The organism is Enterococcus sp. DIV1420a, from assembly GCF_051712165.1.
Taxonomy (GTDB): domain Bacteria; phylum Bacillota; class Bacilli; order Lactobacillales; family Enterococcaceae; genus Enterococcus; species Enterococcus faecalis.
Genome location: NZ_JBIOOI010000002.1, coordinates 921,516 through 936,063, shown reverse-complemented (window position 1 = coordinate 936,063; position 14,548 = coordinate 921,516). Strand labels below are relative to the sequence as shown.

General features: G+C 38.5%; 14 protein-coding genes and 1 other RNA gene. 4 read left to right on the top strand and 11 right to left on the bottom strand.

The window, feature by feature from the left end; all coding sequences use genetic code 11:
• Positions 1 to 142: 142 nt before the first annotated feature.
• From aspS to IGI80_RS15790, 9 genes are all read right to left on the bottom strand, one after another.
• Complete coding sequence (aspS, locus tag IGI80_RS15830) at positions 143 to 1,912, bottom strand: aspartate--tRNA ligase (protein ID WP_002360034.1); 1,770 nt, start codon at positions 1,910 to 1,912, stop codon at positions 143 to 145.
• Between the two features lie 17 nt (positions 1,913 to 1,929).
• A complete protein-coding gene (gene hisS / locus IGI80_RS15825; protein WP_002362049.1) occupies positions 1,930 to 3,231 on the bottom strand; it encodes a histidine--tRNA ligase in 1,302 nt (433 codons plus the stop codon).
• Positions 3,228 to 3,449, bottom strand: coding sequence for a hypothetical protein (locus IGI80_RS15820; RefSeq protein ID WP_002383130.1), 222 nt, complete (start codon positions 3,447 to 3,449; stop codon positions 3,228 to 3,230). The genes hisS and IGI80_RS15820 overlap by 4 nt, the downstream gene beginning before the upstream one ends.
• A 139-nt stretch (positions 3,450 to 3,588) precedes the next feature.
• Entirely contained in the window at positions 3,589 to 4,035 is a 447-nt protein-coding gene (gene dtd / locus IGI80_RS15815) for a D-aminoacyl-tRNA deacylase (protein ID WP_002357080.1), read from the bottom strand.
• Positions 4,036 to 4,058: 23 nt separating this feature from the next.
• Complete coding sequence (locus tag IGI80_RS15810) at positions 4,059 to 6,272, bottom strand: RelA/SpoT family protein (protein WP_002357079.1); 2,214 nt, start codon at positions 6,270 to 6,272, stop codon at positions 4,059 to 4,061.
• A 214-nt stretch (positions 6,273 to 6,486) separates the two neighbouring features.
• Positions 6,487 to 7,239, bottom strand: a complete 753-nt coding sequence (locus tag IGI80_RS15805; protein WP_010715313.1) for a 16S rRNA (uracil(1498)-N(3))-methyltransferase — start codon at positions 7,237 to 7,239, stop codon at positions 6,487 to 6,489.
• A 1-nt stretch (position 7,240) separates the two neighbouring features.
• Positions 7,241 to 8,188, bottom strand: a complete 948-nt coding sequence (gene prmA, locus IGI80_RS15800; protein WP_002357075.1) for a 50S ribosomal protein L11 methyltransferase — start codon at positions 8,186 to 8,188, stop codon at positions 7,241 to 7,243.
• 15 nt (positions 8,189 to 8,203) lie between these two features.
• Positions 8,204 to 8,689: a DUF3013 family protein gene (locus IGI80_RS15795; RefSeq protein ID WP_002388170.1), complete on the bottom strand. Its 486-nt coding sequence runs from the start codon at positions 8,687 to 8,689 to the stop codon at positions 8,204 to 8,206.
• Entirely contained in the window at positions 8,646 to 9,323 is a 678-nt protein-coding gene (locus tag IGI80_RS15790; RefSeq protein ID WP_002364174.1) for a DNA-3-methyladenine glycosylase, read from the bottom strand. Before IGI80_RS15790 ends, IGI80_RS15795 begins: the two co-directional genes overlap by 44 nt.
• A 128-nt stretch (positions 9,324 to 9,451) precedes the next feature.
• Between IGI80_RS15790 and IGI80_RS15785 the strand changes: the two genes are divergently transcribed.
• The 4 genes from IGI80_RS15785 (at position 9,452) to IGI80_RS15770 (ending at position 12,125) form a co-directional block, all read left to right on the top strand.
• Positions 9,452 to 10,729 (top strand): replication-associated recombination protein A, encoded by a 1,278-nt coding sequence (locus IGI80_RS15785; protein WP_002360030.1) that lies wholly within the window; start codon positions 9,452 to 9,454, stop codon positions 10,727 to 10,729.
• Positions 10,730 to 10,801: 72 nt separating this feature from the next.
• Positions 10,802 to 10,995: non-coding RNA, 6S RNA (gene ssrS, locus IGI80_RS15780), on the top strand.
• Between the two features lie 7 nt (positions 10,996 to 11,002).
• On the top strand, positions 11,003 to 11,335 hold the full coding sequence (locus tag IGI80_RS15775; RefSeq protein ID WP_002357068.1) for a hypothetical protein: 333 nt from the start codon (positions 11,003 to 11,005) through the stop codon (positions 11,333 to 11,335).
• A 316-nt stretch (positions 11,336 to 11,651) separates the two neighbouring features.
• Positions 11,652 to 12,125 (top strand): universal stress protein, encoded by a 474-nt coding sequence (locus tag IGI80_RS15770; protein WP_010717650.1) that lies wholly within the window; start codon positions 11,652 to 11,654, stop codon positions 12,123 to 12,125.
• A gap of 111 nt (positions 12,126 to 12,236) precedes the next feature.
• On the opposite strand, the gene IGI80_RS15765 is transcribed toward IGI80_RS15770, so the two are convergent.
• Positions 12,237 to 13,424: an acetate/propionate family kinase gene (locus IGI80_RS15765; protein ID WP_002357064.1), complete on the bottom strand. Its 1,188-nt coding sequence runs from the start codon at positions 13,422 to 13,424 to the stop codon at positions 12,237 to 12,239.
• Positions 13,425 to 13,448: 24 nt separating this feature from the next.
• Complete coding sequence (locus tag IGI80_RS15760) at positions 13,449 to 14,456, bottom strand: class I SAM-dependent methyltransferase (RefSeq protein ID WP_002357063.1); 1,008 nt, start codon at positions 14,454 to 14,456, stop codon at positions 13,449 to 13,451.
• Positions 14,457 to 14,548 lie beyond the last annotated feature (92 nt).

The window sequence follows — 14,548 nt, the reverse complement described above, 5'->3', positions numbered from 1 at the left end:
ACAAAGTTTTCTAAAAAGAAAAAACAGCCAATTGGCAGATTTTTAGCTCAGCCACTTTTTAAGTCTTTCGTTATCTTTTTCCTTCCCAAAGAAAGAGTGACCTCATCCGTCAATGAAGTCACTCTTTCTTTGGATTTAACACTTATTCGTCAATGGCTGTTACATCAATGTTTAATTCAAACAATTGTAATGGAGAAACTAAACTTGGTGCGTTGTTCATTGGGTCAATTGCTTTCCCGTTTTTAGGAAAGGCAATCACTTCACGAATATTTTCTTCCCCAGCCAATAGCATTGCTAAGCGGTCTAGCCCTAAAGCAATCCCTCCATGTGGCGGGAAGCCGTAATCTAATGCGTCTAGCAAGAAACCAAATTGGTCTTGTGCTTCTTCTTTTGTAAAACCTAACGTTTCAAACATTTTTTCTTGTAATTCTCGTGTATGGATCCGTAATGAGCCGCCACCTAATTCGTAGCCGTTTAAGACAACATCGTAAGCTTCAGCATACACAGAGGCTGGGTCTGTTGCTAAGCGGGCCACATCCTCTGCTTTTGGTTGTGTAAATGGATGATGAGCAGAAACATAGCGGCCAGCTTCTTCATCATATTCAAACAACGGCCAATCCACAATCCATAAGAAATTAAATTTCGATTCATCAATTAAACCTAATTCTTTACCTAAACGTGTACGTACCGCACCTAAAGCAGCGGCTACGATTTCAGGTTTATCGGCACCAAACATTAAAATATCACCGACTTCTGCATTGGTAGCAGCAATTAATTCATCACTAACTTCTGTTAAGAATTTAGCAATCGGTCCTTTTAAGCCATCTTCTTCAACTTTTAACCAAGCTAAGCCTTTTGCACCAAATTGACTCACATACTTACCTAAGTTATCCATATCCTTACGAGAATACTTATCTGCGGCGCCTTTTGCATTCAAAGCCTTCACATGTCCACCATTTTCCAACGCTGCTTGGAAAACTTTGAAGTCTACGTCTTTCACTACATCTGCAACATCAATTAATTCCATAGCAAAACGAGTGTCGGGTTTATCGCTACCATAGCGTGCCATTGCTTCGTCATAGCTCATTCGTGGAAACGGAACAGAAATCTCAATTCCTTTTGTCTCTTTCATCACTTCAGCCAACATATTTTCTGTATATGTTTGAATTTCTTCTGGTGTTAAAAAGGTCGTTTCGATATCGATTTGTGTAAATTCTGGCTGACGGTCGCCTCGTAAATCTTCATCACGGAAACAACGAACGATTTGGTAATAGCGATCGAAGCCTGCCCCCATTAATAATTGTTTAAAGAGTTGTGGTGATTGTGGTAAAGCATAAAAATGACCGGCATGGACACGAGAAGGAACCAAATAATCGCGAGCGCCTTCTGGTGTTGATTTGCCTAAATAAGGAGTTTCAATGTCTAAAAAGTCATGATTATCTAAATAGTGACGGATTGTTTTCGTTACTTGGTGACGTAATTTAATGTTGTTTGTCATTGATGGACGACGCAAATCTAAATAACGATATTTCATGCGCAATTCGTCATTAACGTTATTGTCATCTTCAATGGTAAATGGCGTTGTTTTCGCAGTATTTAAAATCGTAATGTCAGTCGCCATCACTTCAAACTCGCCAGTTTTCATTTTGGGATTAATCGCTTCTTTATCACGATAAACGACTTGACCTTTAACTTCGATGACGTATTCACTACGACATTTATCAGCAATTTCCCATGCTTCTTTTGACTTTTCTGGGTTAAAGACCACTTGGACGATTCCTTCACGGTCACGTAAATCAATAAAGATAACGCCTCCTAAGTCACGACGTTTTTGAACCCATCCTTTTAATACAACTTCTTTTTCAATAAATTCGGCAGATACATTGCCGCAATAGGTTGTGCGTTTTGCCATTTCTCAATCTCTCCTTTTTATTCTTCAATCATTTTTGTCATCATTTCGTCATACACTTCATCAAATGAATCATGAATAGCACTTAACGGGAAGGCTTTTTCTTCGCGTGTTGCCATTGATTTTACGTTGACAATGCCTTCATTCAATTCATTTTCACCGATTGTTAAAACTAATTTTGCTTGTAATTTATCGGCCGTTTTAAATTGCGCTTTTGGTTTGCGATTCATGTAATCACGATCAGCTGAGAAACCAAAGTTACGAATGCTTTGAACAAGTTGCAAAGCTGCGACGTTGGTTTCTGAACCAATGCCAACCACATATGCGTCTAATTCAGATAACGCTGGAATCACAACTTCTTCAGCTTCCATTGTTAACAACACTCGCTCAATGCCCATACCAAAACCAAAACCTGGTGTGTCTGGGCCGCCTAATTCTTCAACTAAACCATTGTATCGGCCTCCTGCACAAATAGTTGATTGCGCACCCATTTTAGGCGCTTCACTCATAATTTCAAAAATTGTGTGTGTGTAATAATCCAGGCCGCGAACCATATTACTATCAATTTCATAAGGAATTTCTAGTAAATCTAACATATCAGTTACTGCTTCAAAATGTGCTTTAGATGGTTCATTTAAATAATCTAAAATGGAGGGCGCTTCTGCGACAATCACCTTGTCTTTTTTATCTTTGCTGTCTAACACCCGCAATGGATTTTCGTGTAAGCGACGTTGTGAATCCTCGCTTAATTCTGCCATATGGGGCTCTAAATAATCGATTAATGCTTGACGGTACGTAGCACGTGTTTCTTTATCCCCCAAGGAATTAATAACTAATTTGATTTGTTGGATGCCTAATTGTTTGAAGAAGTCCAAAGCCATAGCCATGATTTCAACATCCAATGCTGGGTTTTCACTACCAAATGCTTCCACACCAATTTGATGGAATTGACGCAAACGACCAGCTTGTGGGCGTTCATAGCGGAACATCGGCCCCATGTAATAGGTTTTATATGGTTTCGTATATTCCGGACCATATAATTTATTTTCAACGAAGGCCCGAACAATTGGCGCTGTCCCCTCAGGACGTAGCGTCACGTGACGGTCTCCTTTATCATAAAAATCATACATTTCTTTTGAAACAATATCTGTGGTATCGCCAACACTGCGAGATATTACTTCATAATGTTCAAAAATCGGGGTTCTGATTTCTTGGTATTGATAATCTTTAAAAATCAAACGAGCTGTTTCTTCCACAAATTGCCATTTTTCAGAAGTTCCTGGCAAAATATCGTTTGTTCCTTTTGGTTTTTGATAACTCATTGTCTTTCTCTCCTTCTATCATTCCACAAAAATGTGTGCGCCATTTTCTTTTTTCTAAAAATGAAAAAAGCCCTTGTATGTTGAACATACAAGGGCGTAAAAGTCTCTTTTACACGGTACCACCTAGTTTTGAAAGATTTTACTCTTTCCTCAACGATTAACGCTCGTAACGGGACGGCTTTTCTTCCGTCCATCTCCAGAATGTCTTTCACTTTCACTGTTGAAGTTGCTCTCAGCCACGGCAACTCTCTCTTCGCAGACAGATGAAACTTACTCGTTCCTTCGTAGATTTTTAATATTATCTATAAACTACTAAAGTTCTCTTAGAAAGTCAAGGGGTTCCGACAGGAAAATCAATTATTTTTCTCGTGTATCAATCACAATGGTCACTGGACCATCATTGGTCAACGACACTTGCATATCCGCGCCAAATTCTCCTGTGGCTACCGCTATTCCTTCTGCTTCTAATTGTTGATTAAATAATTCATACAAAGGAATCGCCACATCTGGACGAGCCGCTTCAATAAAACTGGGACGATTGCCTTTTTTAGTTTTTGCATAGAGGGTAAATTGAGAGATACTCAAAATTGATCCTTCAATCTCTTGAATACTGCGATTCATTTTTCCTTCGTCATCTTCAAAAACACGTAATTTACTGATTTTGCCAACAACATAAGCCACATCTTCTGGCGTGTCTTCTTGATGAATGCCCACCAGCACCATGAAGCCTTGTTTGATTTGTCCCACTATCTGCTCTTCTATCGCAACTTGTGCTTGACTGACTCTTTGAATAACTACTTTCATCTTTTTTGCCTCACTTTTAACACTTACCCATTGGTTCGACGAACACTATAAACATCTGGTACACTTTTAATTTTGTCAACGATGGTTTTTAAATGAGAAAGGTTTTGAATTTTCACAGTAACATGAATCTGGGCCATCTTATCTTTGGATGGACGAGCTTCAACGCCGACTAAATTTTTTGTCATCGAACTAATGACTTGTAAAACATCACTTAGTAAGCCACTACGATCATAGCCGTAAATCTCCAAATCGGCAGCGTATTCTTTGCGACTGTGCTCGGTATCTTCCCACTCAACTTCAATTAGACGTTGTGCTAGTTCTTCTTGATGTTGTACGTTAGGACAGTCCGCACGATGAATTGAAACGCCACGTCCTTTGGTAATGTAACCAACGATTTCATCACCAGGCACTGGATTACAACAGCGGCTTAAACGAATCAATAGGTTGTCCACCCCTTGAATCACGATGCCGCCTTCATGACGAACTTTCATTTTTTCTGATTCTTTTTTAGCTGGCTGATTTAACAACTCTTCTGCTTCTTGACGTTGGCGTTCCAACTCTTGTTCGCGGCGTTCTTTTTCTGTTAAACGATTGCACACTACTTGCGCACTTACTTCGCCATAACCTACTGCCGCAAATAAATCATCTTCCGTTTGAAATTTAAATTTATCTAACACTTCCGCCATTTTATTCTTCGTTAAAAATTCTTTTGGTGTAAAGCCGATTTCTGTCATGTATTTAATGACAGCATCATGCCCTTTAATAATATTATCTTCACGGTCTTGTTCTTTAAAGAAACGTTTGATTTTATTTTTAGCTTTACTTGTTTTAACCATTTTCAACCAGTCGCGACTAGGTCCGAAAGAATTCGGTGATGTTAGGACTTCAATAATATCCCCATTTTTTAGGACATAGTCTAACTGTACCATTTTGCCGTTGACCTTCGCACCGGTTGTTTTATTCCCAATTTCAGTATGAATGCTGTAGGCAAAATCTAGTGGTCCGGAGCCTTTTGGCAGTTCGGTTACATCTCCGCTTGGCGTAAAGACATAGACTTTGTCGCTAAAAATGTCTTCTTTCACACCTTGCATAAATTCAGAAGCATCATAGCTTTCATCTTGTAATTCAATAATTTCATGGAACCAATCGACTTGCTTCGTCAGTTCATCTGTTTCAATTTTTTCCGCTTTGCCTTCTTTATAGGCCCAGTGAGCCGCCACCCCAAATTCGGCGATTTGGTGCATCTCATGGGTCCGAATTTGGACCTCTACTGGATTCCCTTTTGGTCCAATAACTGTCGTATGGATAGATTGATACATATTCGCTTTTGGCATAGCAATATAATCTTTAAAGCGACCTGGCATTGGTGTCCAACGTGTATGAATCGCCCCTAACACGGCATAGCAATCTTTAATGGAATCGACAATAACACGAATGGCTAATAAGTCATAGATTTCATTAAACTGTTTCTTTTGGTCCTTCATTTTACGATAGATTGAATAAATATGTTTTGGTCGACCATATATTTCTGCGTAAATTTCTAAATCTTCCGTAGCTAAACGAATATCTTCGACTGCTTCTGCCACATAAGCTTCACGTTCATCACGTTTACTTTGCATCAAATTAACAATTCGATAGTATTGGTTGGGGTTAATATAACGTAAGGCCGTATCTTCTAATTCCCATTTAATTCGACTAATCCCTAAGCGATGTGCTAAAGGCGCATAAATTTCTAAAGTTTCTTGCGCAATCCGTCGTTGCTTATCTTCACGTAAATGTTTTAATGTGCGCATATTGTGCAAACGATCGGCTAGTTTCACCATAATGACCCGTAAATCTTGCGCCATTGCCAATAACATTTTCCGATGGTTTTCGGCTAATTGTTCTTCATGAGATTTATATTTAATTTTTCCTAGTTTCGTCACGCCATCGACTAACATTGCGATGTCTTCGCCAAATTCTTCTTTTAAATCGTCCAGTGTTACGTCCGTATCTTCGACAACATCATGTAAAAATCCTGTTGCTACAGTATGGGGATCCATATGTAATTCAGCCAGAATGCCTGCCACTTGAATCGGATGGATGATGTAAGGTTCACCTGATTGTCGGACTTGACCTTCGTGTGCTTTTTCAGCATAAGTTAATGCTTTTTGAACCAACTCAACATGTTCTGGTCCCATATAGGTACTTACAATTTTGATGACCGCTGGGCCTGTCAGTATTTCTTCTTTTGGCATGGTATTCACTCCTCTATGAAGGTGACCTTTGGATAAAGAACACTTCGTTCACGTTTTATCTATTTTAATAAAAAAGAAAAGTACCACTTGAAACAGTAGCACTTTCAACAACTCTATTATACTAAATTTCCCTTAAATTTCAATCACTGTCGCTTTTTTACTCTCTGTTTATTTAAAGAGAATGCCTACAAGAATTTTACAGGCGGGCTTTCGTTTAATTTAAAAGTTCCATTTGGTAGCTAACCGCACTTAAAAGATACAACGGTGCTGTTTCTGCTCGTAAAATTCTCGGACCCAACCCGCAAAGTTTCGCCCCAGCCTGCAGAAATTGTTCAATTTCTTGCGGTGCAAAGCCACCTTCAGGTCCAAAGAGCACACACAAACGTGCGCCTGGCTGGCAAGTGGATAATACTTGTGCTAATTGACTTTTTTCTCCTTGTTTTGCTGATTCTTCATACGCAACCAAGACTGTGTCATATGAGTCAAATTGCGCAATGATTTCTTGTGTTTTTTCCACCAAAAAAACACTTGGTGTCTGCTGCCGATGCGATTGTTCCGCCGCTTCTGTGGCAATTTTTTGTAATCTTTTTTCTTTGGCTGCTCTTTTTTTGTGGTCCCATTTGACAACGGAAGTTTTCGCAGGAAAGCCGATAAACTGATTGCCACCTAGCTCCGTGCCTTTTTGAACAATCCATTCTAACTTGTCCCCTTTTGGTAACCCACACGCAATCGTCACTTCAATTGGCAATTCTTTGTCCATTTCTTCTTTACTAATTTCTTTAAAGTAAACAGATGTTGAATCAATTTCCACAATCTCAGCTAAAATGGCAGTTTTATTTTGAAATACTAAATAACAACGATCATTCGGCGTCATTCGCATAACTCGCACAATATGATGATAGTTTTCATCTGCGACTTTATACAAATCTTTTTCTTGATAATCTTCTTTCATGAAATACCGTTGCATTTTACTCTTCCTCTGGTTTCTTCAAGATAATCGCATACCAATCGCCTTGATTAAAGAGTTGGTCCACCACAAACCCGACTTTCGTTAGTGCTTCTAAAACCATTGCTTTTTTATCTTCAATAATTCCAGAAATAATGAAGGTACCGTCTTGTTTTAGCAAACGCCAAGCATCTTCAATCATTAACACAATAATATCTGCCAAAATATTTGCGACGATTACATCAGCAGAATGGTCAATCCCTTTTAGTAAATCATTGGCTGACACATGAACATCGGCCGCAATGGGATTTAAATCCATATTTTCTTTTGCCGCTGCAACTGCTACTTCATCTAAATCATATGCGTAGACGTCTTTAGCCCCTAAATAGCGACTTGCAATACTCAAAACACCAGAACCCGTTCCTACATCTAGAACTGTTTCGCCACCACGTAAAACAGTTTCTAAAGCTTGCAAGGTTAAACGAGTCGTTGGATGCGTGCCTGTACCGAAAGCCATGCCCGGATCCAATGTGATAATTTTTTCTGCTTCATCTTGTGCGTGATAGGCTTCCCAACTTGGCACAATCGTTAAGAATCGTGTGACACGGACAGGATGATAATATTTTTTCCAAGCAGTTGCCCAGTCGCTTTCTGCTACTTCACTAATTGTCATTTCGTTTTTACCAATGGATAAGCCGTACTCTGGCAAGCGTAAAATATTTTCTTTCATAAATGGTAAAATTTCTGGTAAGAAGGTTGTTTCAGGAAAATAAGCCATCACAATCGCCCCTTCTTTAATGTGGGTGAATTGCTCTTTATCTAAAATTTCCCCATACAGATCACTTTCAAAATTTTCAATGTCCAACGCATCTTCAATGGCCACGCCACTTGCACCAGCTTCCATCATAATGTTTGAAATTGCTTCAACTGCTTCGCTAGCCGTTTCTACTTTTACTTCTGTCCACTTCATGTTCTCACCTCTAAATTAATAACTTGGATACGCAATCCATTGTTCTTTTTCTGTTTCTGCCACTTTTTTAATCATCGCTTCAAAATCTGCTGGCTCCCAATGCAATTCAAAAACTTCCGCTGTTTCATCTGATAAAAAGTCTAACAAATCACTTTGCCCTTCATCTAAAACCACTTTTAAATAGTGAATGAATCCGTCTAAAACTGCTTTGCGTAGCCCTTTTTTTCCTTCATAAGGAATTGTGACTAAATACTCTTCGTCATCAACGACTGACTTTTGCGGATTGTAAAATAACAAACCATCTTCAAATTCAATGAATTCTTCTTCTGAAAGCGTACCATCAACATCATCAATCGCCACTTGCTCATTGTTTTCTGCATATAAACGAACAATGACTTCGATGGTATGGTTTTTACGATCCCAATCAAGGCCTACTTCGTAATCTCCTAAGTGTTTTTCAAGTTGTTCCTCTAAGTATGTGAGCATTGTTGCTTTTTTCATTTTCTTCATCCTTCCAGCCAAAATCTATTTGGTCTACTGCTGTTCTTTTTTGTTTAGAAATATATGGATTGCCAGCCACGACGTATCTTAAAGGCAATTCTGTCCAACGACCTTTATTGGGAATTCCAATTCGTGGTAGTGCCTCAATTTTTTTCGGAAATTTTCGTTTTTCTGGCACAAGCCGTAACGAACTAGAAAAAATCGACTGCCCATATAATTGCTTATCAATTCCTAAGGCTGCAACTAATTTACCTGGTCCATTGGTCAATTCCACGCCTTGACGTCCTTGGCGATTTTCAATCATTTTGTCGACACCTTCAACAGGTTCAATCGCGCGGATCATCACCCCTTGTGGTTTGCCTTGTTCTTGTGTCACCATATTTAAAATTAAATGCGTGTGCATAGTATATAAATAAATCGTGCCTGGTTTGTCATACATGGCTTGTAAGCGTGGCGTTTTTCTCAAGCCAAAGCTATGGGCCGCCTCATCATCAGGACCTAAATAAGCTTCTGCATCCACAATGTACCCACCTAAAACGCCTGTTGCTGTTTCGTGCTCTAAATACATCCCTAACAAGTATTGCGCCACTTCTTCAGTTGTTTTTGTGTTAAAGATATTTATCGTTTCTTTCATTTCTTTCACCACTCCCTATCATACACGAAACCTTCCGCTATATCCATCTAAAACCCAAAAAACCACCAAAAAGCGAATGTACGTTCTTTATGTTATAATAAGATGATTATGAAAAAGGAGGTCCTTTTATGCAACAACCTTTAGCCTATCGAATGCGACCTCGTCACTTAGACGAAGTAGTTGGTCAACAACATTTAGTCGGCCCTGGTAAAATTATTCGTCGGATGGTCGAAGCCAAAATGCTTTCATCGATGATTCTTTATGGGCCGCCTGGCACTGGAAAAACCAGTATTGCCAGCGCAATCGCTGGTTCAACAAATTATGCCTTTCGCATGTTGAACGCGGCCACAGACACCAAAAAAGATTTACAAATCGTTGCTGAAGAAGCCAAAATGAGTGGCACAGTGATTTTACTGCTTGATGAAATTCACCGATTAGATAAAACAAAACAAGATTTTTTGCTCCCTCATTTAGAAAACGGACGAATTATTATGATTGGAGCCACTACCGAAAATCCATATATTACAATTAACCCTGCGATTCGTAGTCGCACGCAAATTTTTGAAGTAAAGCCCTTAACGGAAACAGACATTCAGCAAGCGATTCAAGAAGCCTTAACCGATAGCACACGTGGCTTAGGCGATTATCCCGTCCACTTAGAAGAAAAAGCATTACAACATTTGACACGCGCAACGAACGGTGACTTACGTAGTGCGCTAAATGGACTAGAATTAGCTGTTAAATCAACACCCAAAAATGAACAAGGCGAAATTAAGATCACCTTACCGATTATTGAAGAGTGCGTGCAACGAAAAGCCTTAACCCATGATAAAGATGGCGATGCCCATTATGACGTGATTTCCGCTTTCCAAAAGTCGATCCGAGGAAGCGATGTAGATGCTGCACTTCATTATTTGGGTCGCTTAGTTGAAGCAGGTGATTTACCGATTATTTGTCGTCGTTTAATGGTCATTGCTTATGAGGATATCGGTCTTGGGAATCCTGCGGCCGCCGCTCGGACAGTCACCGCTGTTCAAGCCGCCGAAAAGCTAGGGTTTCCAGAAGCTAGGATTCCTCTAGCTAGTGTCGTCATTGATTTATGTTTATCGCCAAAATCAAATTCTGCAGTCACAGCGATTGATGCTGCTTTGGCAGATATTCGACAAGGCTCTGTGGGAGACGTTCCTGATCATTTGCGTGATGCCCACTATGCTGGAGCCAAAGAATTAAACCGTGGTATTGGTTATCAATACCCACATAATTTTGAAAACGGTTGGGTCAATCAGCAATACTTACCTGACAAATTAAAAGAGGCACGTTATTACGAACCGATTGATATTGGTAAATATGAACAAGCCTTACATCAGCAACTCAAGCGTATCCAAGAATGGAAACAGAAAAAATAACAAAATAATACGCTTTCAAAAAAAGAAACAATCTCGTTGCCGATTTTGAGAGAGTATGCTATTATAAAGATGGTAAATCTGTGATGTACGCGTTGTCCTTTCACTGTGTTGACCGAACATTTTTATTGATATCTAGGGATCCTGCTTGTATCAAAGTTGGTAACATGCCTTTTCTTTTGGTAGTTCAATACTGCGATCGAGGAACCCACCTGCTTATCTTGCGGGTTCAATACTCTAGGACGATTACCGGCATCGACGGATTTTACCATTTTTATGAAGATTTCTAAACAATTTGCTCTGGCAAGTTGTTTTTTTTTGGAGGACAAGATGATTCGTATACTCGTACTATTACTCGCCGTTGTCACAGGCGTAGCCAGTTATTATTTGATGAAGAAAAGTGCAGCTTTTTTACCACTCTTAAAAAAAGAAACTGCAACAGAAAGTCAACAGTTTATCGAACGTTTTGGGCGTTATTACTTGATTATCGCCATTCTAGGTGTTCTAGCGGCTATTTTTAATCGCCCGTTATTGTCAATTGGTTTTATCTTTTTTGTTTTATTACTTTCAACGTTGTTTAGTTTAACTTTTGCAAAAAAAATGTCATAAAAGACGATGAATTTAAAGAGGTCGGGACAGAAGTGTTTAACTCCGAGAAATAAGAAGGAATTTCCGAAAATTGTTCTTTAATTTTTGGAGAATTTCGGCTTATTTCCGAAGGAGTTGCTTCTGTTTCCGCCGTTTATCAATTTTTAAGCCTGGGACAAAAATCCAAAGTGATTTTTGTCCCAGGTTCTTTTTTTACAAAAAAAATGCCAATATTCAGAAAAAAAGAAGCGGTTTCAGTTTCTTTTTTTCTTTGTTTGTTTTACAATTATTATAGAAACAATTAATGATTTTTTTTACGCTGAAAGGAGCGGTTATTATGTTACAACAATATCAAAAAATTATGATAGCAATCGATGGTTCTGACGAAGCAGACTTAGCCTTTAAAAAAGCGGTCAACGTCGCTAAACGAAACGATGCTGAATTACTATTAGCACATGTTGTTGATACGCGCTCTTTCCAATCAGTGTCCTCTTTTGATGGTGCGCTAGCAGAAGAAGCAATGTCAATGGCAAAAGAAACCTTAGACACCTACCAACAACAAGCGGTGGATATGGGACAAACAAAAGTCTCTAGCGTTCTAGCCTATGGTTCTCCTAAGAATATCATTGCCAAAGAATTACCAAAAGAATACAACATTGATTTAATTATGTTAGGAGCAACTGGATTAAATGCCGTTGAGCGTTTATTTATTGGCTCTGTCTCTGAATCAGTTATCCGTAACGCTAGCTGCGATGTTCTCGTTGTACGGACGGATTTAGACAACAAATTATCAAAAAATGAAGAAAAATAAAAAATAAGAAAAAACTGAGCCAACTATCACTTTTGATAGTTGGCTCAGTTTTTTCTTATTTACCTATTAAGCACACCTTGTGAGAGCGTCTCACAAGGTGTGTTCGTTTAATTATTTTAGACGTTCTACGTCACGGGCAATCATTAACTCTTCATCAGTTGGTACTAATAGAAGCTTGATTTTTGAATCATCAGTTGAGATAACTGCTTCTTCACCGTGTACATTATTTTTGTCATCATCGATTTCACAACCAAACCAAGTCATGCCATCAATAATATCTTTACGAACGCCAACTGCATTTTCACCGATTCCAGCAGTAAAGACAATCGCATCAACGCCATTCATAACAGTAACATAGCTACCAATGTATTTACGAATACGATCGATAAAAATGTTGTATGCTGTTTGAACTTCAGGTTTATCTAAGTTTGATTGAATATCGCGCATGTCGCTTGATAAACCATTTGTTAAACCTAATAAACCAGATTTTTTGTTTAAAATATCAACCATGTCTTGTACATCAGTCAAGCCAAGTTTTGTCATTAAATAAGGCAATAGTGACGCATCAACATCCCCTGAACGAGTCCCCATTGTAACGCCAGCAAGAGGAGTGAAGCCCATTGATGTATCGACTGATTTACCACCATCAACTGCAGTGATTGAAGCACCATTTCCTAAGTGACAAGTGATAATTTTCAAGTCTTCAATTGGACGACCTAACATTTCTGCAGCACGTTGAGAGACATAACGATGACTTGTTCCATGTGCCCCATATTTACGTGCAGCAAATTTTTCATAGTATTCACGCGGTACACTATATAAATAGTTGTGTTCTGGCATTGTTGTGTGGAACGACGTATCAAAGACTGCCACGCTAATGATTTCTGGTAAGATATGTTTAAATGCTTTAATCCCCATTGCATTCGCTGGGTTGTGTAAAGGTGCTAATTCAGATAAAGCTTCAATTTTTTCTAATACTTCGTCTGTAATAACAACAGAATCTTTAAATTCTTCTCCACCAGCAACTACACGGTGACCAACACCAGTAATTTCATCATAAGAACCTAAAATGTTTAAGTCGATTAATTGGTCTAGTAACATTTTTACTGCCACTTCATGGTTATCAATATCAACAATTACTTCATATTTTTGTCCTTCACCATATTTAATTGTGAAGATAGAATCTTTTAAGCCAATACGTTCAACGATTCCTTTAGCGATCACTTCTTCATTTGGCATTTGGTATAATTGCCATTTTAAACTTGAACTACCTGCATTAATTGCAATTGTTTTAGACATAATTTTCTCCTCTTCGTTACTATTTTATTTTAAATTTGAAGCTTTCCAAGCTTCAAATTGTTTAAAGAACTCCGTTACTTTATTGATATCTTTCAAAGAGGCAAGTTTTGCTAACAAAACTTCCTTCACTTGCTCAGCATCTGCACCCTTGTTTTGAACAAGCAAGATACTTTTACGTGATTGTTCTGACTTAAACAATTCATCAGGTAACTGTATCATTCCTTGTAAATAGACATTTTTTGTCAACCAATTTTTAAAGAATTCACTTTGCTCAGTCTCTAAAATATTGGTCGGGATTAAGAATAAGCCAAACCCTGCTGGCTTCACGTATTTCATGGCTTGTTCCATTAATAAATGATGCGCATAACTATGGCCTTCCTCAGCAGCAGCAGCAAATCCCTTTGCTCGCTCATCATTTGGATAATAGCCAATCGGTAAGTCACTTAATGCTAAATCAACTGGATCCAATAACAAATCTTGCAATCCGTCTTGATGGAACAACTGAATATTGGCTTGTGACCAAGCATTGTTCACAGAAGATACTGCCAAAAGTGTTTCATCGATATCCACACCATAACCAGAAACTTTGTAACCAGCTGTTTCAAGGTTCAGCAGAACCGTTAACAGTAAATTTCCCATTCCTGAAGCAGGATCTAAAATTTTTAATGGCTCTGATTTATTTGTTAATTGTTCTACTAAATAAACAAACAAAAAGCCAATACCGTCTGGCGTCAATTGATGATTTGCTTGAAGCTGCTCTTTTCTCGTTCCTTTTAACAAAAGTAATTGGGACAAGCGTCGCACATCTTCAGGAGCTAAATCAATTTTTTTAATCGTATGATACAGCGTTTCTAATTGTTTCACTGTCTCTGGATTAGGTACTCCGTCAAGTACTCGTACTTGAAAATCATCTAAAATATTTTCACCATTTTCAATATACGCATCTAAAAAAGAAGTATCCAATGACTGTTGCAATAACTGGATTGCTTGTTCCATTGGCTCGAAAGCCTCTTCAATTTTTTCTGGGAACAAATTAGCACCTCTATTCTATTCAAAATGTAACAACTTCCATACCTGTTTTATTTTAACGAAAAAAGAAAGAATAATCAATGCCTTTACTGTCT

Excerpts from the sequence above, each read along its gene's own strand:
- IGI80_RS15775 (WP_002357068.1), top strand. The coding sequence starts at position 11,003 with ATGAAGATTTCTAAACAATTTGCTCTGGCAAGTTGTTTTTTTTTGGAG.
- dtd (WP_002357080.1), bottom strand. The coding sequence starts at position 4,035 with ATGAAAGTAGTTATTCAAAGAGTCAGTCAAGCACAAGTTGCGATAGAA.
- IGI80_RS15765 (WP_002357064.1), bottom strand. The coding sequence starts at position 13,424 with ATGTCTAAAACAATTGCAATTAATGCAGGTAGTTCAAGTTTAAAATGG.
- IGI80_RS15805 (WP_010715313.1), bottom strand. The coding sequence starts at position 7,239 with ATGCAACGGTATTTCATGAAAGAAGATTATCAAGAAAAAGATTTGTAT.
- IGI80_RS15790 (WP_002364174.1), bottom strand. The coding sequence starts at position 9,323 with ATGAAAGAAACGATAAATATCTTTAACACAAAAACAACTGAAGAAGTG.
- hisS (WP_002362049.1), bottom strand. The coding sequence starts at position 3,231 with ATGAGTTATCAAAAACCAAAAGGAACAAACGATATTTTGCCAGGAACT.
- IGI80_RS15770 (WP_010717650.1), top strand. The coding sequence starts at position 11,652 with ATGTTACAACAATATCAAAAAATTATGATAGCAATCGATGGTTCTGAC.
- prmA (WP_002357075.1), bottom strand. The coding sequence starts at position 8,188 with ATGAAGTGGACAGAAGTAAAAGTAGAAACGGCTAGCGAAGCAGTTGAA.
- aspS (WP_002360034.1), bottom strand. The coding sequence starts at position 1,912 with ATGGCAAAACGCACAACCTATTGCGGCAATGTATCTGCCGAATTTATT.
- IGI80_RS15810 (WP_002357079.1), bottom strand. The coding sequence starts at position 6,272 with ATGCCAAAAGAAGAAATACTGACAGGCCCAGCGGTCATCAAAATTGTA.
- IGI80_RS15785 (WP_002360030.1), top strand. The coding sequence starts at position 9,452 with ATGCAACAACCTTTAGCCTATCGAATGCGACCTCGTCACTTAGACGAA.
- IGI80_RS15795 (WP_002388170.1), bottom strand. The coding sequence starts at position 8,689 with ATGAAAAAAGCAACAATGCTCACATACTTAGAGGAACAACTTGAAAAA.